The organism is Bradyrhizobium sp. 155 (assembly GCF_023101105.1).
Lineage (GTDB): Bacteria > Pseudomonadota > Alphaproteobacteria > Rhizobiales > Xanthobacteraceae > Bradyrhizobium > Bradyrhizobium canariense_D.
Window position 1 is genome coordinate 2,350,479 of record NZ_CP064704.1, and the last position, 25,345, is coordinate 2,375,823.

Below are 25,345 nucleotides of genomic sequence, written 5' to 3' on the forward strand. Positions count from 1 at the left end.
TGAGCGGCGCGACAGTGAGAGGCACACGGACAAGACGGAGCAAACAAAGAAAGTCATTGAATGAGTAGTCAACGTGTTGCCTATCCTCCAGAAGAGCTTGCGAACTTCTCTCCAGAAGAGCTCGCCAGCTTCAGAACGGTTTTTGAGGATGCGATAGGTTCATTCTCACCTAGACTGCTCACAACCTCCAACCGTTTGCAGGTTGCGCAAAACATCCTCGCTCGTGCGGCGACTGGTGAGCGTGATCAAAGCGAACTGCGGCTTGCGGCATTCGCAAACGTCAACGAACGTCGCCGCTATGGCGGCGGCGTCCCGTAGCCAATGTGCGGGAATGACGATGACAGCGGTCCGATCGCGATGTGAAACGGTGGTTTTCAAGTATCCATTCCGGATCGCAAGCATCGAGCGGCTGCTACCGGCGGGCTCGTATGAGGTCATTACCGACGAAGAGTTGATGGAAGGCTCGTTAATTCCATCCCTTCGGTGCGTCGCCACCAGGATGATCGTGCCTGCCCCGCCACGTAGTCCTGCCGTTGAGATGGTAGTGATCAGTTCGACCGAACTATCCATAGCTCGCGAGACGATGCGCTGGTGTCCCGAAAATGATGTGCCTGTTGACATCGACAAGCATCGCGACATGCCCTCGCCAAGCTTCCGGCGGATGATGGTGGAGATCGAAAGCAAGGCGTTGCGCGGTCAGCAGCCGCTACGTGAATCCGAGTTGCTTGCGATTCCCGCGCAGTCAGTGGTGGGCGCGCTACCAGTGCTGAAACGGTTTCGCCGGGACTTGCGCATCGATGCGTGCCGTGGCATCGCGCTATGGTGCATCTTTCTTGACCATGTCCCCAACAACATCGGAAGCTGGCTGACGCTGCGGAATTATGGTTTTAGCGATACCGCGGAAGTGTTCATGTTCCTCTCGGGTGTGACCTGCGCGCTGGCTTACGGCAAGGCAAGTCGGTGCGATGGTTGGCCGAGTGTGGTCAGCCGTACGCTGTGGCGAAGCTGGGACATCTATGCGGCATTTCTGCTGCTCACTCTCGCTTGCGCCATCATGGGTTACCTCGCCGGCGGCGGCAGGATTGCCGACGAAAGCAACACGCGCATTCTGCTGGAACAGCCGGGCGCGGCGCTCGCCCATGCAGCGATCCTGCAATACCGCCCAGTCAACTCCGATGTCTTGCCGCTTTTCGTGATTTATCATCTTCTATTCGCACCGTTGCTGTGGCTGATGCTGCGAATGCCGAACGTAATGCTTGGCGCGTCGCTTTGCTTTATGCGCTGGTGCACGTCTTCGGTTGGTCCGTCCCGGCATGGCACAATGACGTCTGGTTCTTCAATCCGCTGGCTTGGCAGCTGCTGGTTGTTCTTGGTGCCTGGTGGGTCATCGAGGGCAAGACGTTTTGGCCGTGGGTGACCTCGCGCACGGCGCTTGCAATTGCCATTCTCTACCTGGTTTTCGACCTGACGATCGCATTGAGTTGGAGCATTGGACCCGTGGTTTCACAAATGCTGGCTGAGCTGGTTTACCCGCCGGACAAATCGAATCTCGCGCCGTTGCGCCTGCTGCATTTTGTTGCTCTCGCGATTCTGGTTGCGTGGGTCGTGCCTCGCGATTGGCGTTGGCTTACGACTCCGGTCATGCGTGGGGCGATCCGCTGTGGCGAGAACTCCCTGGCAATCTATTGCATCGGCATCCTGCTGGCGCTTGCCGGCCACATCGTACTGATTGATATCTCGGATGGGCTTGCCATGCAGATCACGCTGAGTCTCGCTGGCATCTTGGTCATGATTGCGGCCGCAACGTTCCTGAACTCGATCCGGATCAAACCGGCGGCAAACACGATCGGCGGGAAGACTATGATCTCCTGAGAATGGTAAGGAAACGCCGTAACCTGATTAGAATCGCCACCACTTACGACGCAGCGGATGCAGTGGCAGTTCGCTTGGGGGTGAGAGTCCGCCTTGGGTTCACAAGCCGCCAAAGCGGCGCCCCTTCTGGTCTGTGCTCTTGAGCTGACATGCAGCGACGCGGCGTCAACGGAAGCCATGGGCCGGACGTCGCACGTGAGGCCGATATGAAAGAAGGCCGCCTCAATGGTGGGCTTCGGGTGAGCTGTGCTCGGCAGAGGTGCCGAGCGACGGCCGATGGCAAACAACTGACAATTAGCGACCCCTTACAAGCGCCCTCTGCAGGTCTGGCGATACCTGCGGCAATTTCCTTCGCCTCGTTCGCCCAATTCGTCCTTGTTGAGGCAGGCTTGTCGCAATTCGGCACACGCATCCCTCCGAACTGGTCGTTGGCAGGTCTCCCGGTATCTGCGGCAATTTCCCTCGCCCCGCTCGCCGAGCATGTCCTTACTTTCGCAGGCACGCCGCAGTTGCTCGCATTCCCCGCCCCCCATACGCACGCCTCCCGGTCCAATCTCAAGGGATTGGGAAAAGGCCGAGACCGGAATTACAAAAAGAGCAGCTGCCGCTGCGGCGCCGAACACAAATTTTCGCATTCCTTGCAACATTCCTGATCCTCCAGTTGGTGTGGGTCGCTGGACCGCCACTCTTAGTTGGCGCACACCCTAACTTAGTGGTTTAGCGGGTCTGTCTCCGGCTTAGCTGCGCGTTCTTGGTAGATTACAGTGCGGCGTCGAATTGGTTCCACGGCTCGGGACGATGTAGTTTAACGCTTTCAGTCCTTAGATGACTTCAATGGTGGACATGAAGGCCTGACCAAGCAGGCAGTTCAAGACCCGACGTCACAACGGCTGGAGCTTAGGTCGGCAGCTGGTCACAGGCCGACTTCCGAACCGACTTGAGCCTAGGTCGGCTTATTTCCTGACGGCAGACACGGCGGCCCTGTCAGCGAACGGCGCGACTGGCCAGAAGCAGATGGTTCACGCGGCAAGCTCATCTTCATCTTTGTTGCTCTCGCCTGGACTCGCCTTAGAACCAACTTGCCGAAATTTCCCGATCGTGGTTACGACTTGTTGGTTGCTTGTCACTACCTTGCGAGGCAATCTCCGGCTTAATCAGAGAGACATCGCGCCTGCTAAACATCCCGTATGCCTAATTTTCCCAGGCTATGGAACCTTTTGCTTCTGTGCACTTTGTAACATCCAGCGAAAGTACGAGTACGGGGAAAGCCTTGACGGAAATGCCATCCATCCTTGTCATCGAGTATGACGACGCGATCCAGAGCCTTGTTGAGGATGCGCTGAACGAGGGAGGCTTCGAGACCGCCGTCGCAAGTACCGGCGAGGAAGCCGTGCCCCTCCTTAAAGGGGGGCTCGTTACATACGGCGGCCTCGTGACTGACATTAATCTGCTGGGAAGGTTCAACGGCTGGGAGGTAGCGCGCGCAGCACGTGAGGTCGATCCGAGCTTTGCCGTGGTCTATATGTCCGGCGTGGCCGCTGACGAATGGCTGGTACTAGGGGTTCCCAACAGCATAATGCTTCATAAACCGTTCGCGCCCGTGCAGCTCGTAACGGCAGTTTCCGACCTCCTCAACGGCTGCTTGAGTCCCAAAGCACCAGACGAACCCTTCGGCTAGCTTGGTGCTCAGATGGCGCGATTCTTCTTCGGCCTTTGCGGTACAGAAAACGTCAGTGATCCCGGCGGCCTCGTCTTTGAGCACGAAATAGATGCCTTCCGTGCGGCTCAAAGACTTGCTGAAGAACTAGCAAGTAGCCGACCCCATTTGAGAGAAAATACATGGGTGGTCGTGAGTCGGAACGATAGCGCCAGCGCTTATTATCTGACCCTTTAACATTCATTCCCGATTGGCATTCCGTAACATGCCGTTATGAACCGGCGATAGCCTGCCGAGTACAACGCACACATGCCAGGAAGCCACTCCAAATCAGCACGGAAGGAAAAAGATGAACGGCCCTCGGGGGAGTATCCCGATCTTAGAACGTCGTGCCTCAAAACGGCTTTCAGTCAATCAACCCGCGCTGCTCCGCTTTCGCGACATTCGTGGAGTTCATCCATGTGTTGTGAGAAATCTCAGCGAAGAAGGAGCCTGCCTTAGCTCTCCGGTCCGCATTTTCACCGATGAGCTTGACCTGTCGGTTGACGGCTTCAAGAGTACTCTGAGGTGCGAAGTTGTGTGGAGGGACGAGCATTTGTATGGCGTAAAATTCAAAGGCGGCAAACACACATGCGTCCCGTTGTGATGCAGCCTCGGCACCGGCCCTGAGTAGCACTTTCGGCAGAGCAGCCAGTGTGCTGGCTGACTTGAAATGCGGCCTCCTGAGGAACAACGCCCGCATGTCCATTGAGGGTCAAAATGCGAAGAACTCAGCCTGAGCAGATCTAGTCCGCCGTGCCTCACTAAGCGGACCTCAACAAGGTGCGCGGCTACTTCGCTGATGGCCAATAGGCGACATGGACCACATCGACAAAATGAAAGAGGCCGCCCACTAAGGCATCGGGTATGACAAGGCCCCGACGTGGGCGCCGGCCTTACTTGGCACTGTTTTTTTCAAGGCACTCCAGTTTATCTAGCTGACCGGCTAAACCCCGCAAAGTTCTGGCGATGTTTTTGAGGACGGCGGCGCGATCCTCGGAAGGGCTAACCCGACTCGAAAGTGTAGAATAGTGTCAGCAGCTTTTTGGCACTGTGTAATGCTAATCATCATTGCACTCTGACTTGTGTTCCGGCCACGGGATCTTTGCAGGCATCGCAGATTAAAGCTGAGCAAAATTGCTCACTCAAATCAGGCCACTCCCAAAATCGAACTAGGCCACTAGCGTCGGAAACAGGCCAGTACCATCGTGGCGGATGGGAACGGATCAAGAAACTGGTACCCTTCGGGAACGCGCCGTTTGAGGTCCGTTCGGGGGGCTACGCCGCGACCGAGTCCGCCAGGACGTCCGCCCGGACCACGCGATTGCGACCTCGGTGTTTGGCGGCATAGAGCGCCTGATCGGCCATGCGCATGACCTTGCCCAGATCCATTTCGCCATGGGATTGGGCGAGCCCGATGCTGATCGTCACGTTGGTCGAGGCACCTTCGCCGACGACTACTTCGGCGGCGCAGGCCTGCCGCAGATCTTCGGCGTATTGGGCAGCGCGTTCCCTGGATACCCCGGTCATCACAACGGCGAACTCCTCGCCGCCATGCCTTGCCACCAGCATCTGCCTTCGCTCGGCGAAGGAGCACAACACCTGCGCGACCGCGATGAGCACCTTGTCTCCGAAGTCGTGCCCGAACTGGTCGTTGATCGCCTTGAAGCGGTCGATGTCGCACATCAGCACCGTGGTCGGCAGGTTAGCATCGCGCGCCTTGGTGAGGGCCGATTCGGCAGCCTGGTCGAAGCCACGTCGGTTGAGCAGTCCGGTCAGCTGGTCGGTGCCGGAGATTCGCTGCAGCTCGGCGCGCGTCAGCGCCAGCTCGCGCATCGTCAGCGCGGACCGGTAGCTCAGGGCGGCCGTCAGCAGCCCCGAAATCATCATGCTGATGAGGATAGACGATTTGGTCACGAAGCCGACGCGCACCAACGCATCCGGATCGGATCCGAACTGTAGGAAGCACAGGGACAACGTCAAGAGGACGGTCAGACCGACGCTCACGGCAGAGCGGCCCATCGTGTGGCGCAGCGCGTCCCGGTGCGTAATGATGTCGTTGGCCATGGCTCTGCGTAAAGCGACCAGCATCCGCCCCCTCACCTTCACGGCAGGTTAAGGCACGCTCCGCTGCGCAGACGCCGTTAACGCCGACCTAAAGACGAAGCTCAATTTGCGATGGCCCGCCTTGAAAAGCGCAGCGGCCCGGCCGCAGACATTTCAGCACTGCGAGTCTCACCACACGATGTCACATGAAGCCCGGATTGCGAGGCAGATACTGGGCCCAACTGCCGAAATCGCGCGACGACATCAGAAGCATCGGAAACTTGATCCGCATGCCGCACTCGAGCGCCGCCGAGAGGGCCGCTTCGCTCGAGCCGGGCAAGAATGCCGACACCTGCGAGGCGCCGCTCTCTGCGGCGAGGCGCAGCGCCGTCCTGAAGGCGGTGGCCATCGCGCTGGACTGCAGCACCGCGACAGGTCCGGCGTGGCCGCCGGCATCGACGTAAGCGTAGCCCAGCCAATCAGCTCCATCGTAGAGGCTGAAGCCTCGCGTCCGGCTGTCGTTGATGAGATATCGGTGGTGCTTCTCGCGCGAGATCCCAAGCACCCGCTCGTCCGCCTGCGCGAGGCGAGCCAGCGTCGAAGCTTCTTCGTCGAGCGGAGCGCATTCGAATTGCGGCCCATTCAGGCGACCGACCAAATGCTCCCGGGGCGCGCTGACGCTGTAGATCGGAAATCGCGGAAACAGTCCGTGGCGGATGTAGAGCCCCTGCGATACGGCGTTGAAGGCAAATGTGATCAGAACCCTGTTGCAAGCGCCGGACTTCTCGGCGTGATCCAGCGTCCGTTTGATCAGCTCGTTGCCGATGCTCCCACCCTGACGGTCGGGAGATACGAAGAGCTGCGCCAGAAACCAGATGTCGCCGCAGACCCAGCTCCAGGCGAAGCCCAGGATCCGGCCGTCGGCTTCCGCGACCCAGAGACCGTCGGGATCGTCCGCCAGTGAGAACAACTGAAAGATCGGCTGGCTTGGGGAGGCCATTTGCCCGAAACCATGGCGGACCGTGAGATCGTTGATGCTGGACACGACAAGCGCGTCGGCGAACTCCAGATCTTCCGCGCGGGCGGGCCGGTAAACCACTGTCATCGAACAACTCCACGACCACGCGGCCCCCGAAAGGGTCTCGACACCTACTGCCGACGGATCAGCCTCAACAGCGCGGACTACTCCTCCAGAGGCTTCAGCGGCCCGTCCGCCCACTTGCGGGCTTCAAGTCGCGCAACGGGTCGTCGTCACAACCGGTGCAGACGTACCGCAATTCCCTATGAGCGACTTCGTCGGGCACAGCCTTCATCGGCCTGCCGCACGCAGGGCAGGCCTTCCGGACGGATAGAACACCGGCATCTGATTTCCCCTGCGATGGCCAGTCTACGTCCGCCGGCATCGCGATCTCAAGACCGACACGGAAAGTTGCATGCGCGTGCCGACGCTTCTTGACTCCGCGACCGCAGGCTACTCAACTCCGGGCAGTGATGTTGCGAGGGTGCGTCATGGAGCAGGAATTCTATCGGAGCCTCGCGCAGCGGGTCCGGGACATCGCCGAGCAGGCCGATCCGTTCACCCGACGTCGCCTCTTGGATCTCGCCAAGCGGTACGATGCCAAGGGCAGCCCGACTGCCCGATCCGGAGTAACCGAGCGGCCACTGCTGGTGCCGCGCACGACGCCACCGATCTCGACCTTCACCGGACCAGGCGAGGCCTGACAGGCGGCAGGCTCATCCTGCCGGCTCCTCCACAGTGGGCACGTCGTCTTCGGTCAGCGTCATCTCCAACCGAAGGCTGTTCAGGCGCTGCTATGCCGAAACCTGGCGCCCCGCTCAGGACGAAATTGAACCGTGAAACGGCCACGAGAGCCGTCAGTGGCTCCTGAAAAATGCGGTCGAGAACCGTAACCTATTTCGTGATCATGCGATGTACCGGGGGGCGGAGGCGCCGCTGCGGGCGAGATGGCAAATGTGAGCCAGCTGTTCCACCCGGTCGGGCGAGCCGCCCCTCCGAATTCCGCGTATCCCTTGAGATTGACGTACCCGTGGAGGCCTTCGCTGAGCGGAAAGACGTAGCCGAACTGCGGCCCGACGCCGAACACCTGCGACCGGAAGCACCCGACCCGGTCGCCAGAGCCGCTGTCGCACCCCAGTTCCTTGTAGGCGTACCCTACCAGACCCACCTGCACCTGCTTGGTCAGGAATTGCGACGCGCCCCAGTCGAGATGCATGTCCACGCCGCTCTGGTACTGCGTCGACGGGTTGACAAAGTTGTACGTAAATCCGAGCACCGCGGATAATTCGGGGCCCGTCGCCGGATTGAAGTAGGTGTACCCGCCGCCGGCATCGATGGCGCCGTGGCCGAGGCCCAGATTCGCCAGTCTCGTGGACTGATAGGCTCCAACAGGTATGTCGCCAGTGACGTAGGTCATGAAGTTGTTGACGCCTGCGTTCCAACGCAGGGAGAATTGAGGAATAACATCGGCGAAGCCCTAAGTGGTATCGCTGAAGCTGTCGGACCGCATGAAGGGGATGCTTCCGACAGGCGTCGAGAGGTTTCCCGACAACGTGCCCGCCAGCTAAGCGCTGGTGACGCCATAGGCACCCACAAGGGCAAACGTTGCCTGGCCGCCAAGCACCGGCGTTGCGAACACGTAGCTCGGGATGACAAAACCCAGATCGCCGGTACCGGTCAGACTCGCGTTCAGGCGGGCCGACAAGTTCGCAGGGACTCTGCCCGTCTGGAGTTCACGCGCCAAGGCCACATCCGAGCCCGCCGATACCGAGGTGTGGTAGTAGACGGTCGCCAGCGACCAACCCGGCTGCTGGGGCGCCGCCGACAGGCTTCCAAAAAAGCCAGGCACCCAGAAACTCACGCCGCCTTCGTCGGCCAATGCACTAGAAGCGGCGCTTTTGATGGCGGTTGTTCTGTTCCTTGCGACCAATGCCATTGGGCAAGAGGATAAGAAGACCGATGACGACAAACCGGCCGATCCCGACACGGGAGAGAGCACGGTGGAGGAAAAGACGCTTGGGTTGCTGCCCAATCCGCTGCAGAAGTACGGCGTGAAGTTCGCGGCGACCTACATCGGCGAGGTGCTCGGCATCGCGTCCGGAGGATTGAAGCAGAGCGCGATCTACGAAGGTCGCCTGAACCTCGCCGTCGACGTCGATTTGCAGAAGCTGATTGGGATCGACAAGCTCACCTTTCACGCCAACATGTTCCTGATCCATGGCGACGGGCTATCGCGCAGTAACCTGCAGAACTTCTTCGTTGTTAGCGGGATCGAGGCTCTGCCGTCGACCCGTCTGTACGACGCCTATTTTGAAAAGCAGTGGGGTGCGAAGCAGGTCTCGCTGAAATTGGGCCAGCTAGCCGCGGACAGCGAATTCTTCAACACCAAGTACACGGACGTGTTCACCAACGCCTCGATGGGTTGGCCAGCCATCACCTCGGTAAATCTGCCCAGCGGTGGACCCTCGCCGCCTTTGGCCGCCATGGGAGGTGCTCGTCAACGTAACCGATCAGCTTGCTGTGCTTGGCGGAATCTTCGATGGCGACCAGGCCGGAGGCGGTCCGGCCGACCCGCAGGAGCGCGACCGCTACGGCCTTAATTTCCGCGTCAACGAATGCGCCGCTGTTGCTCGGGCAGATTCAGTATGCCTGGAATAACAAGAAGGGCGACCCGAGCCTGACCGGCCAGATCAAGTTCGGAGGCTGGCGGCACTTCGGCTCCTTCGCAGATCAGCGGCTCGCGTCGAACGGGGTCTCGCTCGCCGCTGCCGCCAGCAGCAGCGGCGAGCCCTTGCTATTGTCCGGGGATGTCGGAGGGTGGGCGGTTTTCGAGCAGCAGATCCACCGCGTGCCTCATAGCGATGATCGGGGGATCGGCGTGTTCGCCAGGGCCGCAGGCTCGCCTGCCGATCGCAACCTGATCGATCTCTACGCGGATGTGGGCGTTGAGTTCATCGGCCTGCGCGATGACCGCCCTGACGATAAGTTCGGGATCGCCGCGGGTTATGCCCACGTCTCGAAACGAGCGCAGGCACTCGACGCGGATTATCGGACTTTGGTCGATATGACTTGGCCAGTGCGCAGCTTCGAAGGATTGCTGACAGCGGTTTACCAATTATCAGGTCAAGGACGGCTGGACGTTACAGCCCAATTTCCAATACATCGTTCATCCCGGCGGTGGCGCCACGCTGCCGGCGAGCCCGCTTTCCGGCAAGCCTCTCAAGAACGCGTCCGTGTTCGGTCTCAGGACCACGCTCAAGTTCTAGGACGATGTGCTCATGAACATCGTGGCGGCCATGCCCACAAAGCGAAGAGCCATCGCGGCGGTCGCAGCCCGACCGAAACCGTAGCGGGGACCGGTGACGACGAGCTTGCCCATGACCTTCGGTCTCCGGACAAGCACCGTGAGGATGACCATCACGGGCGAGGCGAGTACGCCGTTGCGGCATTCATGCGGATGGCGATATTGTCGTGGTTGAGCAGCGGATGCGAGCCACTCCCAGGCGGCCAGCCCTATGAAAATGACTATTGCTTCGTCTTCGTCGTTGCGGGCGACAGCATCAAGCAGGTTCGTGAATATATGGACACACGGAAAGGCTGGCAGATGGTATTCAAGCCGGATTGAAAATAACTCCGGCGCATTCGCCACGAAGTCTGGCCGCTAGCAGGGCCAGGTACCCTCTGAGCCGACATGAACGGTAGCGATGGGCCTTAGGCCGCCATTCGATAAAATGAAAGAGGCCGCCAACTGATGGGGTGGATGGCCCCCTGACGGCATCGATGTGCCAGGATGGTGGTCGTTAGAGATCACCAGCAAAGGGAGCCATCCATGGGCGATATTACAACAAGTGGTCTTGATCTGGCAAAGAGTGTCTTCCAGGTTCATGCGGTCGACGAGATGGGCAGCGTAGTGATGCGCAAGCGGCTGCGACGCAGCCAGGTCCTCGCGTTCTTTGCCGAGATTCCGCCGTGCCTCATCGGCCTCGAAGCCTGCGCGACGGCGCACCATTGGGCTCGTGAGTTGATTGCGCTTGGCCATGAAGCGCGCCTGATGCCGCCCAACTATGTGAAAGCCTATGTGAAGCGTAACAACCACGACGTGGCCGATGCCGAGGCGATCTGCGAGGCGGTTAGGCGTCCGTCGATGCGCTTCGTCCCGATAAAGACGGCGGAGCAACAATCGGCGCTCATGATGCATCGGGCTCGAGATTTGCTGGTCCGCCAGCGCACCATGCTGGTGAATGCTCTGCGTGGGCACCTGGCCGAGTTCGGTCTTATCGAGGCGCAGGGTCTGCACAAGGTGGCGAAACTGATTGCGATTGTCACCAACGAGAATGATGGGTGTGTACCGGATATTGCCCGTCAGGTGTTGCAGGTAATGGTCAACCACATCGAAGATATTCAGGTACGGATCGTTGGTCTCGAGAAGCAGGTTCTCGCGTGGCATGAGAGCAACCCAGTCAGCCAACGACTGGCTACCATTCCAGGCATCGGGCCGATCATCGCCACGGCCATCGCAGCAACGGTTGCAGATCCCAACACATTCCGTAGCGGCAGAGAGTTTGCCGCCTGGCTCGGGCTAGTGCCGAGACAAAACTCCACCGGGGGCAAGGCGCGCCTCGGTGGAATTAGCAAGCGAGGGGACAGTTATCTCCGTCGCCTGCTGGTCAACAGTGCGCACACGGTGCGAGCAGGATCCGCGAAACCTCTGGCTCGGCAAGATGCGGCAACGGCGCCATCCCAATGTCGCGGCCGTGGCTCTTGCCAACAACAACGCGCGGATCGTGTGGGCTATGCTCACAGGCGACGCGGCTTATGAGCCGGCGCTTTCGGTGAAGGCGGCCTGAAGCGAAGCGGCAATCAAGGAAAGGAGGTCTCACCGGCAATTGCAACAAATGGCAGGAGATGGCGAAACGGTCACCCCGTCGCTTCCCGAACCTGATGTGTGGACCGGCACGGCTTGCGCCGATGTCTCGGGGCCGTTGAGGTGGAAGCGGGCGAAAACCATCGCGGCTCGCGGCGGAGACGTTGTCCAGCCGCATCAAGAAGCCGGATATACGTCAGCAGTTGTGGCCGTCGATCCCAATCAAGCCGGTCGTTGCAATCGGGCGCGGTCCATATACATCCACACATGAGGCGGCCTTCATAGCAAAAACGCCGCCCGCTTAATATATCGCGGACGGCGGCATTCCAGCCCCGGGAGGGTGAGCAAAATCCCGATGGTGACACAAATTGCATATCCGCATCGTGGAATCTGAGCAAAATTGCTCACTCTTTAGAATGCCAAAGCGGCCTATTCATTTCGGGTGGCCGCAAGCCCTACCGAACAGGGACGGTGCTAGCTACCGTACGCCCTTTCTGTGGGTAGCAAATTCGCTCTGCAAGCATCCGGCTGAAGCGCACCTTACTTGTCTGCCGGATGAAGCGCCGCCTTTCGCGCTTCCAGCTCAGCCATCATTTCGACCGTGGCCTGTTGGGCGGATTCAAGCGGTTGTCGCAACACCGAATGTGTTCCACTCATGACAGCAACTCGTCAAGCGCCTCTGCTGGCGTTTTCCAACCCAAAGTTTTTCTCGGTCGAGCATTGAGGGCCGCGGCCACGGCGGCGATGTCGTCGGCGCTGTGGACGCTCAGGTCGGTGCCTTTCGGGAAGTACTGACGCAGCAGCCCATTGGTGTTCTCGTTGGTGCCACGCTGCCAGGGGCTTTGCGGATCGCAGAAGTAGACTTGGACGCCCGCGTCGATCTTGAGACGATCGTGCTGAGCCATTTCCGCTCCCTGATCCCAGGTCAGCGAACGACGCATCTCTTCGGGCAAGGTGATGATGGTGCGCGTAATCGCGTCGCGCACGGCTTCAGCTCCGTGTCCCGCGAGAGCAGGGCCATTCTTCATGCGTGGAGCTTCGCCATGCCCCGCAAGCCGGGGAAGATGCAGCAACATCGTGAAGCGTGTTGTCCGCTCAACCAGCGTGCCGATCGCCGAGCTGCCAAGACCAAGGATGAGGTCTCCCTCCCAGTGGCCCGGCACCGCGCGATCGGCCGCTTCGGCGGGGCGTTGGCTGATCATGATCTCCGGCGAGACAAAGCTCTTGCCTCGCCTGCGTACGCGCGCCCTGGGGACCCGCAATACGCGCCCCGTTCGCAAGCAGGCTGACAGTTCGCGGCGTAGCGCTCCCCGACCCTGAACGAAGAGAGCTTGATAGATGGCTTCGTGGCTGATGCGCATCGTCTTGTCGTCCGGGAAGTCGATCGGCAAGCGTCGGGCAATCTGCTCCGGGCTCCAAGCCCTGGCCCATCGCCGATCCTTTCGCGGGCCATGCCGGCGGCCCTTCCACGGAACGGCGGGACCAGGAACGGCAGCGCCACTCGGGGTCATGACCACGCCGGCCAGTCGCTGCTCCAGATAAGTGCGCAACGTTGTGTTGAGCGCAAGCTTAGTCGGTTTGGGCCGACGGGCCGATCGCTCGGCGTGCCATTGGGCTGTCGATGCACGATACTCCAGGCCGCCGCTGCGCGTCGCGGCATTGCGTCGTAGCTCACGGGAGATGGTCGAGGCGGATCGGCCAAGTCGGCGTCCGATCTCGCGTCTCGAAAGGCCCTGAACGCGAAGAAGTGCGATCTCCTCACGTTCCGCAAACGAGAGGTACCGCCCGGACCGCGGCTGGGTTGAAGATCTGAACATCGCTGGTGCCATGCCGCCTGCCTGTCGGAACAATCTGGTTCCGACAGGCTGCGACATACCAGCCGTTAATGCAGCATCCTCGCTGGTCATTCCCTGCACGATCCCCAACCAGAATCGCTGGAGTTCAGATCGCCCCGCTACCGGCGGCCGTCCCGGTGACGCCAACGGTGCTCGTCGAGAGCGGTGTGATCGTCGCTTTCGAATGCCCATCGCAACCTCCTTCGTTCAGGTGTTGCGACGACCGCTTGAATCCGCCTTGCGTCTGACGGTCGTTAATGCGGTCCTTAATACGGCGGTAGCGGAGGATCTGATCATCGATGGTTTTGCAATTATCGCACATGTCTCACCGCTGCAAATAACTCGGAAGTCATCTGACCAGCGGAGACGCCTTACCCCGCCACTGGTACATTGCATGTCGCGCAATGGAAATCTGGGCCAAACTCTGTTTGCACAACTCTAAAGCCGTCCGTGACACTATTCACGGTTGGTCTGTCGACGCCTTTGAAGTGAGACAAACTGGCGGTGCCCGTTCTGCCACATTGCGGGCAACGCAGCCTTTCATCCCATTTATCGGTCATAGGGTCCCCTGTTTCTTAAGACGGTATCCTCTCGGACGGATCGCCGATGTCCGAAATTGACCACCCGAGCGATTTATGTTGAGCCACTGAGATGATTTTCAAACTAGGCCACCGAGGCCGGAAGTAGACCAAGCACCAGCCCGAAAATGGAACGGATTGGCCACCGGAACGTATGCCGAACCGTCACCATCGAATGACCCCTCTGGGTCAAAGGCTCGGAACTGAGGATATTCCGTCCGAGCTCGGCGCGGCGGTGCACTGGGTTTGGTTGGACGGATGACATCTGCGTTCCCCGAAGTCGGCGGGAGCATTACCTATCTCTCTGTCGCCGATAACAGCCGGTCGGAGCGGCGATTGACCTAGTTTCGCTCAAGTCATGGCTGCGGGACTGGTCAATATTGACCAAGACTCCGAATTGGTGCGAGGGGTGTCTTCTGGCCAACGTCGTGCGTTAGCGGAAGGAACCATCTGCCACTGTTTATTTAGGTTGGAGCTGGCACAGGCTCACCAAGGCAGCGAGACGAGGGTATGGCAGGTGCTGCAGAATTCTTCCGTGTTTGAGGTGCGGCAAGCCTATGCGGCTCGTTTGTATCGAACCTGACCAGCCCGGTCATGAAGTCCGAATTTTCGAGTGTTCGGAATGCACAACAATCGGTAGGTTCAAAGCCGTGATATAGTCTCAGGTGCGTATTGCGGCCCTCTTGGCAACGCTCGTCTGCGGCGAGGCGCAAATGGCACAACGATGCGGAGAGTGGAGGGCTTTCCGTCTGGCCGGTTTAGCGGCGCGGGTCGGGCGGGACAACCAAAGCGGGCGTTGATGGGAAGCAAAAATCGGCATGCCAGGCAAGGCCAATCCACCGTTTGACCCGAAGGAGTTTCTCGCCAACGTAGGCGAAGGAAAGACCATCCTTAAGTTTGGCAAGGGTGACGTCATCTTTGCCCAGGGAGATGAGGCGAACACGATCTTCTATATCCAAAAAGGGAGGGTGAAGGTCGTCGTCATATCCGAGCAGGGCAAGGAAGCCGTGGTCGGAATCTTGGAGCCGGCTCAATTCTTTGGCGAAGGCTGCATGAACGGCCATTCGGTGCGGATTGCGACGACGACAGCGATGGAGGCCTGCCTGATCACGGTGATCACTAAAAGGGCCATGCTCGCGGCGCTGCACGACCAGCCCAAATTCTCCGAGCTGTTCATGAGTTACCTGCTCACCCGAAACAGTCGTGTTGAAGAAGATCTGATCGACCAGCTCTTCAATTCCAGTGAAAAGCGACTGGCGCGCCTACTTCTCCTCCTGGCCAATTTCGGCAAGGAGGGGAGCCCTCAACAGATCAGCCCAAACATCAGCCAGGAAACATTGGCCGAGATGATCGGAACGACCCGATCTCGCGTCAGTTTCTTCATGAACAAATTTCGCAAGCTCGGCTTGATCAACTACAACGGAAAGATCGAGGTCAATAGCTCGCTACTGAACGCCGTTTTGTACGACAAACCCGAGATCCAACGCGACCCATAAGTCGAGCAACATCTAGGTACCAGAACCGGCGGACGCACGCGGCGTCTAGGCCAGTTACTGAAGGGGATCTTTCGGGCGTGATCCCGCAATCCTGTACGCGAATCCATTAGCCAGACAGCGCGCTAAAATACTCGGGCGGAATTATATGTCGGCCTGAGTTCGCAGCCGTATTTAATTTCCTGGGTGTGCGGGAGTCTTGCGCTTGCTCATCCGCCAGCAATATCAAGAGCACTCCCCATAGCAGGCACACCATGAAGGAGGCCCCCAGAAGGGGTTAGCTTGAGCATGAATGGTTCCGCGTAACTTCGCGGGAGCATGGGACGCTCAGTCGCCGATAACTGCCAGGGCGCGCGGTGATGCCGTAGGTATAACCACTTCCAGCCGATTAGCGAGAATCTGCGGCCTATTTCCAATCCGCCGGGACGAGGCCCTGCTGCAGTGTCGGCCGTTCATTAACTCTATGCTCTTACTGTTCTGCAGACATGGTCACGATTTGTGGTTCATGAACGGAACGGCGGAAGACGTGCAGCAGATCGAAACGAATGACCCTATCGAGGCCTGACGTAGCCGCTATGCCCAGTATCGAGGACTAGTTGCCACCGTGACCTTTGGCCGCGCAACGGTGAGAGGCATGGTCCGATCGGTCAAGGAAGACAGCTCTTGTAGCCCAGTTCGATGGTTGATCACTATCGCTCCGAGAGAACAGGGCAATTCGCAAAGTGATCGGCCTCCGACAAGATACCGTGAATATTCCGCGCCTGACAGTCAGCTCGCGATCCCTGCATGCCGACGTGCGCTTGGTCTCAATGAGCAGACGGCGCCAGCCACTAATCGCGCTGCAAATCATTGCTGAGGCCGGCTTGGTGATCGGAGTTCTTTCGGGGCGGAAGGCCTGAGGCGCCCTAGGAATCCAAGGCTCTCCTCGGTCCCCGCTACAAACCGTTGCTGCTCGGCTGGAGCGCCTTGGAGGTGCCGGGACTTCTCAGGAAGCCTTAAGTGCCCGCAGAGGACTGAGAGCCCCGCGAGAGCAAGCCCGTGCCTCTTGTCGTCCGCTCTGAAATGACGACGGAGCCACCGCGCGACTTCCGAGAAGAGCCCAACAGGCGACATGGAATTGAAAGAGAGGCCGCGACAACTGAAGCGGCCCTGCTTCACTGGCTCAGGCGCGACCTTGTCGCGTCCAAGGCCATCTGTATTCTCGCGAATATGTCGGCGGCAGCCTGTCCAGCACTAATTTCACGGCAAGCAGCGTCAACAGCATTGCATGTCGGCCCTGACCCCGAGCGGGATCAAGCGTATTTGCAGCGATGAGCTTTCGATAATGTGCAATGTTTGAAGCGTGAACGTACTGCGACATTCGGATCTCCAAAGGTCTCTTAAGGAAGATACCCATCATTGAGCCGCGCCTTACTTGGTCAGCACCCGATCAACGGGCGCTTTCAGCCAACCTTTCTCCCGCTGAAGGGATTCGACGGCGCGGCTGAGAGCCGGCACATCCGAGGGGCCTCTAAGCGAGCCGAATCGACATTTCGATAAACCGAAATAGTGCTTGCGCCGTCGGGCAAAACAGTGGTTGATAGGGTGCTGGTAGTCGTCGGGGGAGCCAGCATCGTGGCCGATGAACACGAAACATCTTCAGAGCTATCGAAGATAGCGAAGCTTAACGGAGACTTCAGGAGGAATTACGGGACGCTGCTCGGAGCCTTCCTGTATCTGCGCTCGATCAGTGCCGCACGCGGACGTTCCTGGTTTTTGGCCGGCTTGATTTCGCTCGTTTTTTCAGCGGCGATGGGTTGGGTTGGGAAGCACGGCTTTTCTTGGCTAGTCGGCGGATAGTCCCGTGAAAACGCTCGGCTTCAGCCGTCCTCGGGAGGACATTCGGGACAGGCGTCGCCGATCGACTCCAGCACGTCCCGAATCTCGGCCACCGCCTCGTGCGGAGACAGTTCGGCCGGTGCATCCTGTCTCGCGAGTTCCATTGCTCTGTCGCTAGCGTGCGGTCGGTCCTCATGCCGTCATGGTCGCCACCTCGGCTGGCTCTCGATCGAGCTCAGCGTTGCGGCCGCTTCAAGACGTGGAGGGCCGGCTTCATCTTGTTGACGGAGTACAGGCCCAAGAATGAAGCCGGTCGCGAACAAGCTGCCTCGAATAAGGGATACGCCTAGCGATGCGAGACCTGGCGCTGCCGCTCTATCGCTAAGGGAGAACGAGGGGAGCTAGACGAACTGCCGATGTGACTATCCACGCAGCTCCACAGCTTTGTTGGTACCAAGCGATTCGGCACAGGCTTTTGCAACGGCTGAGTTTGGCCCGGCGCTTCCCGGCATCGTGGCCCAACCGCCTTTTTCAACGAACTTGCTCTGGTCCCATGCGTAGGTCGCCTTCTTCATTTCGACCAAGTTCGCGGATGCATCAGCGGCTTGTCGAAACTTCTCAACGCAGATGGGTGTGAGAGCTGCAACGACAGCTGTCGCAGCACTATTCTTCGCGAGCGTCTCGGCGGTCCCACCTGTCACCCAACCGCCCCAGCTGAACCCCATGATTGCCAGAGCGATTGCTCCGGCCACGGCTCCCCAAAGTGCCGGCCGCACGGCAGCTTTTGTCTCCCTGGAGATTTCCATGATTTTCACCTTGAGTTAGAGGTATGTTGAGCAGGAGGCTAGACAGGTCGAGCGATCGACGTCTGTACCAAATTGCTCAGTCAATTGGGTGCCGACACTCTCGGGATGGCCTGAGGCGCCGGTCCCTGCAGTCTGGCGCCTGCGCCCTACGGCGAGTATCTGCCCCGCGATGCTTCTGGAAATAATGCATTGCCTGACTTGGAGTATGTTGTCGATCAGCCCGGCCCTCGTGGCCGGGCTTTTCGCTTGGGAGGCCATTCGCGGTCGATGCCGGTCGAACAGCAGCCTCATAGTCTTCTACGTCCTGGAGATCGGTCCATCCCGTCCCTTTTCTGCGGTTCGGCTATGAGCGAGTTGACCTAGAAATCCATACCACCCATGCCTCCCATGCCGCCGCCACTTGCAGGCACGCCGCCGCCTGCATTCCTCTTCGGCACCTCGGCCACCATGGCTTCAGTGGTAATCAAGAGAGCCGCGACCGAGGCCGCGTTCTGGATCGCCACGCGAACCACCTTGGTCGGGTCGATGATGCCCTTTGCGACCAAGTTGCCGTACTCACCGGTCTGCGAGTCGAAGCCGTAGGAGTACTGCTCCTTTTCCAGGATCTTGCCAACGATGACCGAGCCGTCTTCACCGGCGTTGATCGCGATCTGGCGGGCGGGGTAGGACAGTGCCTTGCGCACAATCTCGACGCCGGTCTTCTGGTCGTCGTTCTTGGTGCGCAGGCCCTTGAGCTGCCCGGAAGCACGGAGCAGGGCGACGCCGCCGCCCGGGACGATGCCCTCCTCAACCGCAGCGCGGGTCGCATGCATCGCGTCATCAACGCGATCCTTGCGCTCCTTGACCTCGACTTCGGTCGCGCCGCCGACGCGGATCACCGCGACGCCGCCCGCGAGCTTGGCGAGACGCTCCTGCAGCTTCTCACGATCGTAGTCCGAGGTGGTTTCCTCGATCTGCGCCTTGATTTGATTAACACGCGCCTCGATGTCGGCCTTCTTGCCGGCGCCACTGACGATCGTGGTGTTCTCCTTGTCGATCATCACCTTCTTGGCGCGACCCAGCATTGCAAGCGTCACGTTCTCCATCTTGATACCGAGATCTTCCGAGATGGCCTCGCCGCCGGTCAGGACCGCGATGTCCTGCAGCATGGCCTTGCGGCGATCGCCGAAGCCGGGAGCCTTGACGGCCGCAACCTTCAGGCCGCCACGGAGACGGTTCACGACCAGGGTCGCAAGCGCTTCGCCTTCGACGTCCTCGGCGATGACAACCAACGGCTTGCCGCTCTGAACGACCGCTTCGAGCAGCGGAAGCAGCTCGTTGAGCTGAGACAGTTTCTTTTCGTTGATGAGGACGTAGGCGTCGTCCATCTCAACGCGCATCTTGTCTGCGTTGGTGACGAAGTAGGGCGAAATGTAGCCGCGGTCGAACTGCATGCCCTCGACGACCTCGAGTTCGGTCTCGAGCGACTTGGCTTCCTCGACGGTGATGACACCCTCGTTGCCGACCTTCTTCATGGCGTCGGCGAGGAACTTGCCGATCTCCGCGTCGCCGTTGGCCGAGATGGTGCCGACCTGGGCGATCTCCTCGTTCGAGGTGACCTTCTTGGAGTTCTTCTGGAGGTCCGCAACGACGGCTTCGACCGCGAGATCGATACCGCGCTTGAGGTCCATCGGGTTCATGCCGGCGGCAACCGCCTTGGCGCCTTCCTTCACGATCGCGGCCGCGAGCACGGTCGCGGTGGTGGTGCCGTCGCCGGCCGCGTCAGCGGACTTGGAGGCGACTTCGCGCACCATCTGCGCGCCCATGTTCTCGAACTTCTCTTCGAGCTCGATTTCCTTGGCGACGGTGACGCCGTCCTTGGTGATGCGGGGAGCGCCGAACGACTTGTCGAGCACGACGTTGCGGCCCTTCGGACCGAGGGTCACCTTTACCGCGTTGTTAAGAATTTCGACGCCGCGCAACATGCGGTCACGGGCATCGACGCCGAACTTGACTTCTTTGGCTGACATAGTGATCTCCGTTTCAACTGGTCAAATCCCAAAGACCGCAACTGGCGAGCTTTTGAGGGATGAGATTTGAATTGCGGCCTCATCCTTCGGAGAGCCCGGCTACGCCGAATCCCTAGGGTAAGGAAAACTGGCTGGCGCTTACGCTGCCTTCTTCTTGGCAGCGGGCAAATCGTTGAGAACGCCCATGATGTCGCTCTCTTTCATGATCAGCAGGTCGACATTGTCGATCTTGACCTCGGTTCCCGACCACTTGCCGAACAGCACGTGGTCGCCGACCTTCAGGTCGATGGGGATCAGCTTGCCAGCTTCGTCGCGGCCGCCCGGGCCGACGGCAATGACTTCGCCCTGGGAGGGCTTCTCCTTGGCAGTGTCCGGGATGATGATGCCACCAGCGGTCTTGTCCTCGGGCTCAATGCGCTTGACCACGACACGGTCATGGAGCGGACGGAATTTCATGCGGTTCTCCCTGGCTTTTGTAATTATTTCTAAATTTGCGGTCGGAATGAACTACGTGGCGTAAATCGAGCCTTCCGCGTCCACTAAGACGTGGGTCTTCGTTTCAAAAATTAGCGGCGACCAGATCGTAAGAACCCCTGCTGCCGCGGACGTACACCCTGGCAGCGGCGGCACATATCGCATCACGATTGAAATCGAATGCGTTCAGGAAACCCGATTCATTAGGGTGAGCATCCGGTTGAAGTCGCCTCAGCGCGTCTTCCTCTATGAAAAACGACGCCTCTAGCGCACTATCGTATCCCCAAAAACGCACGGCATGCCGCGTTCGGTCATATGAACGACTGTGATTTGGAAACTCGATCATGGTGGGTCCGATCAAGTTTGCGCACGGGGAAGATATGCTGAAAGCAATCTGGCGGCGCTAAGCCTTAGATGGCTACTCTGGAATCGGATTACAACTGCCCGCGCCAATTAAGTCTACGACCAGCCTCGTGAATTGGGCCATGCTGCACGCGCTGGATCCGCCCTCCATGCTCGTCACCGTCAGTCTTGGCGGCGCCACCAACGCTCCTGCCCAAGCGCAGCCGACCGGGCGCTCTACGCGGCCAAGGAGGGCGGGCGCGATTGCCTGGTCATGTCCGGACCGGTGGTCGTCTGGCCGAGGACGAAGCGCGTCGTCGGGGCTTGGCTCAGTTGGCTGAACGGCTCCGCCGCGGGCCGGCTCGGCTCGTGTCGAGGCCACCGTCCGACTGAGGCTCGGCGAACAGCAGCACCTCGAATAGCACCCGATTTGCCCGATATCTGGCTGCGGAACGCTTGCCTTCCGACCCGTGCATAAGCGTGCGGCCGTCGGCCGTGCACAAGAACCACCACCACGTGCGGCCGCGCTTTCGCACGTGGGTCTCGAAAACAGGAAATCGCATCGCACCGCCAACCGTCAGGGGGACTTCCCATTGTGCTTTGTCTTACCGATGCTGCCGCGGGTTCAGATCTGCGTGCCCAAGCTCGCTCCTGGCGATCGACGGATAATCCTTCGTTGAAGGAAAAATGCTTTGAGGCAGAAACAATTGCGCGTAGCCTCCGACCTGTCGGAGCTGGGATTCCGCCGGAATGAGGGTGAGCGGAAGCGAGACCCAGGCCGCCCGACCTTACCTAAACCTTTTTGCTTCAATGACCCAGAGCCCGGATAGAAGCGCCTGTTTCCGTCCTGGAAACCAATTTCCGGCAGCGTCCAAATGTCCGCACCGAGCAGGATCGCGTTCTTCATCGATGGCGCCAATCTCTACGCCACCGCAAGGACGTTGGGATTCGACATCGACTACAAGCGCCTGCTGAAGGCGTTTGAGGGCCGCGGCACCCTGGTTCGCGCCTACTACTACACGGCCGTCATCGAGGATCAGGAGTATTCGTCGATCCGCCCGCTCGTCGACTGGCTCGACTACAACGGCTACACCGTCGTCACCAAGCCGACCAAGGAGTTCGTCGACGCCGGCGGCCGCCGCAAGGTCAAGGGCAACATGGACATCGAGCTCGCGGTCCACGCCATGGAGCTTACCGGACACATCAACGAGATGATCCTGTTTTCCGGCGACGGTGACTTCCGCTCGCTGGTCGAGGCCGTGCAGCGCCGCGGCGTCCGGGTCACCGTTGTCTCCACCATGGCCAGCCGGCCACCGATGATCGCCGACGAACTCCGCCGCCAAGCCGACGTCTTCACCGACCTGGCGGAGCTGCAGTCCACGGTCGGCAGAGATCCCTCCGAACGCGGCGACGTGCGCCAGAATGGCGCGCCGATGAGGCGCGGCGCCTCGCGACCCGGCGGAGCTGAGGATTCGATCGTCAGCACGCGCGAGCCCAGCGAGAAGCCGAGCGACGAATAGCGGTGTACCCGTGAAGTTGATGACGCGACGATGTCGCGTCCGCATTGCTCGGCAGACGAACTGAGGCCATCCAGCGGCGTAACACTCGCGGCGAATTTCGAGAGAGATCGCGCCCCGGTGAGCGCGACCGAAGGCCGCCGATCTGTCATCCGAGAGCGAAGAGACGCCTAAAGACAGCGCACAAGCCCGACGTGGAGCAGCCGCAGAGCTGACCACTCCCAAGGAGCCGCCTCGGGCGGCCTCTTTCTTTTGCCGGTACACGCCCACGGCGTGCGGTGGGGCGACCAGCCTCTCACCTCCGGAATGAGCGATCGATGTCGCGCAGGAGAGCCACGGCCGCATCCGTATAGCGCCCGTAGGACAACTGCTGATCTGCAAGACTGGCACACGCCAGTACAAGAGCAGCTATGGCCACGCCCTTGATCATGTCGGGATATGATGCCCGGAGCTGGTTAAGGACCGGCTAAATGGCCTTGCAGCCCCAGGCAGCCCCGGCCTGCGGTCCTCGTGGGCCTGCGCTCGCCACTCGCCGCAAAGAGAGTGAACCTTGCCGCTGAACGTCGAGACCAATGAATATCCGGGATTTGCTTATCCCTCTCGGGGCTGGAACGCCGCCGCCTACGCTTCATTTTAAGCGGGCGGCGTTTTCCGGGGCGGATCCTTGCTAGCCTATTTCGGCGTGCTGAATGTGCTCCCCGTGCATTCGGCCCGACGGACCGCCGGCCCAACACCCGCCGCGATGCCGCCTAGGCCGGCGGTCCAGGCCTTTCCAGTCAGATGGGTGACCCGTTCGTGTAGCAGCAGCACCGATCAACGCTCTCGCCGACCAGTGGCCCGACCACGTCCGGCTCTCCGATCTCGAACCCCGCTTTGTCTGCAAGGCGTGCGGAGTCGCCGTGCCAATGTCAGGCCCGGCAGCGAGCCCAGTGAAGCTGAAAACAACTCAGCCGATACGCAGCCAAGCTCGGAACGAAAGTGCGTCATGCGCTTCACACCCACGCCAGGCAGTAGATCGCCGCGCCGCCGATCGAGCCACCAGTAATCGACAACTTTGCCAGCCGCGCGTGGCTTGGTGTCGGGATGGTCTCCGTCTGCATCCGCAAGCACGAAGGTGCCCCAAAGCGGCAGCTGTGAGCTCTGCTTCGACGATGTCCGGCCGAGCGTTTATTTCTATTTGGACGATATACCGAGCTGCCGGCTCGGCCGGGCCTGGCGCCGAAGCGCTTGAGCAGGCCCGCAGACTTGCAAGGGCTGAACGCGTACACGAACGACGCCAAGGTGCCATCGATCGCCATCATTTGCGCTGGCAAGCTGTGCTCAAAGGTCACCCGTCGGCTTTCTTGTTCTTTGGTCTTGACGCATGGGCAACTGAACCGTTGCCTCGCAACGTAGTGAGAAGCAACCACAAGTCGTAACCACGATGGGGAAATTCGGCAAGTTGGTTCTAAGGCGAGTCCAGGCGAGAAAAACCAAAGATGAAGATGAGCTTGCCGCGTGAACGGTCTGCTTCTGGCCCGTCTCGGACCAACTGGGCCGGTTCGATTACCTCGGCGACAGTATCGCGCGGGCCGTCGTCCTGAACAATGCCGATCAGCCAGCCGATCGGTGGTGCCCGCGTCACGCTCGCGCGTCAGGTGCGCCAGCACTATCATGGCGAGGTCGTAGCTCAGCTCGATCTGCTCGGCGGATCAGAGGTTAGCTTGCGAGCGGCTTCAGCCTTAATTGCGAGCCGGTAATCTCCGCGCGGCCACTGGCGAGGAGCCGCTCGACGATGGCATCGCTGATTACCTTGACACCGAAGCGCCAGCCTCCGCGCGGCCGCCGCTCAAACGGGCCATGTTGGAGCAAGCGCAGGAAGTAGCGCTCGTTGTAGTTCTTCTGGTCGTTCATCACTTAGCCCCGCCTCTTGCCGGCGAGGAGGACCGTGATTTAGAGCTTGCGATAAGTCAACGGGTTGCCGGATCATGGGCCAGCGTCTTGGCCTGAGCCCATATAGCCTCGGTAACCAACCGCCAGCACCAGGATGATGATCAGGAAAACGCAACCCCGATCCGTCGCTCCGAGCGCCACACCGCTCGACAGGAAAGCTGGGACTGCGCACTCGGAATGACGAGTGTGAACTCGTGCGGAATGCCAGATGCGCTGGGCACGTCCAGATTGGCGCCCAGGTCGGAGAAGTTTCGGACGACGCAACTGAAGGCGCCCCCGGGAAACTCGATGATTGCCGACTTAAATACACGTTGACGGCGTGCGGTTCGCTTTTCCATGGGGACAAAGTTTAAGCCAGAGTTTCTTACAGATCGATAAAGCTGTCGTGGAAAGGCGGGAGTACATTCTGCGGGCAAATAGAGAAAGCATTTACCGTGGGCTGGTCCAGCGAGAGTCTCCTTCCAGTGGACCTGATGTCTTCACGCGGGCATCGGAGGTTGTGCGAGCGAGCGCAGAAAACCTTACGCCTGCAGTGTTCCGGAAACGCAACGCCTTGTCCGCCGTCCAGGCCTGCTCACTAAGAGGATTGGCAAGCTGGGGATGCCGGAGCGATGGCACAGTCACGGTTACCGTTGGTGCCAAGGGGGACGCCGCAGGAGCATCAACAACTGCTGGCGATGGCTAGGCGGCGACCAGATGAGATCGCCCGCGCGCTCGGCAGTACAGAGCCAGTCGTGCGAGGCCGCGCGCATCTCCATAACATCCCGTCGCGACTGGTGATGCAAAAGCGGAAGAGGCCATGATCAAGGGCGTGGCATAGCTGGTCTTGTATTGGTGGCGGCCGCTCTTGCGGACCAACAACTATCCCAAGGACGTTATACTGACCGCGCCCTGGCTATGCTGCGCGAGATCGAGCATTCCTTCCGGCGATAGGTGAGAGCCGGCTAAACCCGCGCCACGGCACGAGCACGGCCTTGGTGCTCCAGTCCCGCCGGACGTCCGCCCCGCGCACCGCAGGGCGAGGAGACGAAGCGCCCCTCGATGT

At 60.0% G+C, this 25,345-nt stretch carries 20 protein-coding genes and 3 pseudogenes; 12 read left to right on the forward strand and 11 right to left on the reverse strand.

Annotated elements, in window-relative coordinates; all coding sequences use genetic code 11:
• Positions 1-60: 60 nt before the first annotated feature.
• The 5 genes and pseudogenes from IVA93_RS11400 (at position 61) to IVA93_RS41165 (ending at position 4,175) form a co-directional block, all read left to right on the forward strand.
• Positions 61-318 carry a hypothetical protein gene (locus tag IVA93_RS11400; RefSeq protein ID WP_247488334.1) on the forward strand — a complete coding sequence of 86 codons (258 nt, stop codon included), beginning with the start codon at positions 61-63 and terminating at the stop codon, positions 316-318.
• Positions 319-664: 346 nt separating this feature from the next.
• A pseudogene (locus IVA93_RS11405) lies at positions 665-1,872 on the forward strand (OpgC family protein).
• A gap of 1,279 nt (positions 1,873-3,151) precedes the next feature.
• Positions 3,152-3,550, forward strand: coding sequence for a response regulator (locus IVA93_RS11410; RefSeq protein WP_247789917.1), 399 nt, complete (start codon positions 3,152-3,154; stop codon positions 3,548-3,550).
• 12 nt (positions 3,551-3,562) lie between these two features.
• On the forward strand, positions 3,563-3,766 hold the full coding sequence (locus tag IVA93_RS41160; protein ID WP_524536857.1) for a DUF6894 family protein: 204 nt from the start codon (positions 3,563-3,565) through the stop codon (positions 3,764-3,766).
• 112 nt (positions 3,767-3,878) lie between these two features.
• A complete protein-coding gene (locus IVA93_RS41165; protein ID WP_524536858.1) occupies positions 3,879-4,175 on the forward strand; it encodes a PilZ domain-containing protein in 297 nt (98 codons plus the stop codon).
• Positions 4,176-4,846: 671 nt separating this feature from the next.
• Here IVA93_RS41165 and IVA93_RS11415 read toward each other — a convergent pair.
• Together IVA93_RS11415 and IVA93_RS11420 are read right to left on the reverse strand one after the other, a co-directional pair.
• The gene (locus IVA93_RS11415) at positions 4,847-5,635 is read right to left on the reverse strand and encodes a GGDEF domain-containing protein (RefSeq protein ID WP_247789775.1); all 789 of its coding nucleotides are present in this window, start codon (positions 5,633-5,635) and stop codon (positions 4,847-4,849) included.
• Between the two features lie 181 nt (positions 5,636-5,816).
• Positions 5,817-6,719, reverse strand: coding sequence for a GNAT family N-acetyltransferase (locus tag IVA93_RS11420; RefSeq protein WP_247789776.1), 903 nt, complete (start codon positions 6,717-6,719; stop codon positions 5,817-5,819).
• A 404-nt stretch (positions 6,720-7,123) separates the two neighbouring features.
• On the opposite strand from IVA93_RS11420, the gene IVA93_RS11425 reads away from it, so the two are divergent.
• The gene (locus IVA93_RS11425; protein ID WP_247488344.1) at positions 7,124-7,336 is read left to right on the forward strand and encodes a hypothetical protein; all 213 of its coding nucleotides are present in this window, start codon (positions 7,124-7,126) and stop codon (positions 7,334-7,336) included.
• A gap of 80 nt (positions 7,337-7,416) precedes the next feature.
• Here the strand turns inward: IVA93_RS11425 and IVA93_RS40905 are convergent, their stop codons facing one another.
• Both IVA93_RS40905 and IVA93_RS40910 read right to left on the reverse strand, forming a co-directional pair.
• Positions 7,417-8,049, reverse strand: a complete 633-nt coding sequence (locus IVA93_RS40905) for a SphA family protein (protein ID WP_346732275.1) — start codon at positions 8,047-8,049, stop codon at positions 7,417-7,419.
• A 147-nt stretch (positions 8,050-8,196) separates the two neighbouring features.
• Positions 8,197-8,481 carry a transporter family protein gene (locus tag IVA93_RS40910; RefSeq protein ID WP_346283629.1) on the reverse strand — a complete coding sequence of 95 codons (285 nt, stop codon included), beginning with the start codon at positions 8,479-8,481 and terminating at the stop codon, positions 8,197-8,199.
• Positions 8,482-8,533: 52 nt separating this feature from the next.
• Between IVA93_RS40910 and IVA93_RS11435 the strand changes: the two genes are divergently transcribed.
• The 3 genes and pseudogenes from IVA93_RS11435 (at position 8,534) to IVA93_RS11445 (ending at position 11,479) form a co-directional block, all read left to right on the forward strand.
• Positions 8,534-9,232, forward strand: a complete 699-nt coding sequence (locus IVA93_RS11435) for a carbohydrate porin (RefSeq protein ID WP_247488346.1) — start codon at positions 8,534-8,536, stop codon at positions 9,230-9,232.
• Positions 9,172-10,257, forward strand: coding sequence for a carbohydrate porin (locus tag IVA93_RS41170; protein WP_247789777.1), 1,086 nt, complete (start codon positions 9,172-9,174; stop codon positions 10,255-10,257). Before IVA93_RS11435 ends, IVA93_RS41170 begins: the two co-directional genes overlap by 61 nt.
• Positions 10,258-10,461: 204 nt before the next feature.
• A pseudogene (locus IVA93_RS11445) lies at positions 10,462-11,479 on the forward strand (IS110 family RNA-guided transposase).
• A 636-nt stretch (positions 11,480-12,115) separates the two neighbouring features.
• Here the strand turns inward: IVA93_RS11445 and IVA93_RS11450 are convergent.
• Positions 12,116-13,523, reverse strand: a pseudogene (locus IVA93_RS11450) (IS30 family transposase).
• A gap of 1,204 nt (positions 13,524-14,727) precedes the next feature.
• Between IVA93_RS11450 and IVA93_RS11455 the strand changes: the two are divergent.
• Positions 14,728-15,405, forward strand: a complete 678-nt coding sequence (locus IVA93_RS11455; RefSeq protein WP_247488349.1) for a Crp/Fnr family transcriptional regulator — start codon at positions 14,728-14,730, stop codon at positions 15,403-15,405.
• A gap of 1,611 nt (positions 15,406-17,016) precedes the next feature.
• Positions 17,017-17,241: a hypothetical protein gene (locus IVA93_RS11460; protein WP_247488351.1), complete on the forward strand. Its 225-nt coding sequence runs from the start codon at positions 17,017-17,019 to the stop codon at positions 17,239-17,241.
• A gap of 401 nt (positions 17,242-17,642) precedes the next feature.
• Here IVA93_RS11460 and IVA93_RS11465 read toward each other — a convergent pair whose 3' ends face one another.
• The 4 genes from IVA93_RS11465 to IVA93_RS11480 all read right to left on the reverse strand — a co-directional run bounded on the left by IVA93_RS11465 (position 17,643) and on the right by IVA93_RS11480 (position 20,855).
• On the reverse strand, positions 17,643-18,026 hold the full coding sequence (locus IVA93_RS11465; protein WP_247789778.1) for a hypothetical protein: 384 nt from the start codon (positions 18,024-18,026) through the stop codon (positions 17,643-17,645).
• Positions 18,027-18,385: 359 nt separating this feature from the next.
• The gene (gene groL, locus IVA93_RS11470) at positions 18,386-20,035 is read right to left on the reverse strand and encodes a chaperonin GroEL (RefSeq protein ID WP_247789779.1); all 1,650 of its coding nucleotides are present in this window, start codon (positions 20,033-20,035) and stop codon (positions 18,386-18,388) included.
• Between the two features lie 138 nt (positions 20,036-20,173).
• On the reverse strand, positions 20,174-20,491 hold the full coding sequence (locus tag IVA93_RS11475; protein WP_247789780.1) for a co-chaperone GroES: 318 nt from the start codon (positions 20,489-20,491) through the stop codon (positions 20,174-20,176).
• A gap of 103 nt (positions 20,492-20,594) precedes the next feature.
• Positions 20,595-20,855 carry a DUF1488 family protein gene (locus IVA93_RS11480; RefSeq protein ID WP_247488352.1) on the reverse strand — a complete coding sequence of 87 codons (261 nt, stop codon included), beginning with the start codon at positions 20,853-20,855 and terminating at the stop codon, positions 20,595-20,597.
• 871 nt (positions 20,856-21,726) lie between these two features.
• Here IVA93_RS11480 and IVA93_RS11485 point away from each other — a divergent pair.
• The gene (locus tag IVA93_RS11485) at positions 21,727-22,371 is read left to right on the forward strand and encodes a LabA-like NYN domain-containing protein (protein ID WP_247488354.1); all 645 of its coding nucleotides are present in this window, start codon (positions 21,727-21,729) and stop codon (positions 22,369-22,371) included.
• Positions 22,372-24,066: 1,695 nt separating this feature from the next.
• Here IVA93_RS11485 and IVA93_RS11490 read toward each other — a convergent pair.
• Both IVA93_RS11490 and IVA93_RS11495 read right to left on the reverse strand, forming a co-directional pair.
• Positions 24,067-24,261, reverse strand: a complete 195-nt coding sequence (locus IVA93_RS11490) for a hypothetical protein (protein WP_247488357.1) — start codon at positions 24,259-24,261, stop codon at positions 24,067-24,069.
• 140 nt (positions 24,262-24,401) lie between these two features.
• A complete protein-coding gene (locus IVA93_RS11495; protein WP_247361381.1) occupies positions 24,402-24,638 on the reverse strand; it encodes a PilZ domain-containing protein in 237 nt (78 codons plus the stop codon).
• Between the last annotated feature and the right edge of the window lie 707 nt (positions 24,639-25,345).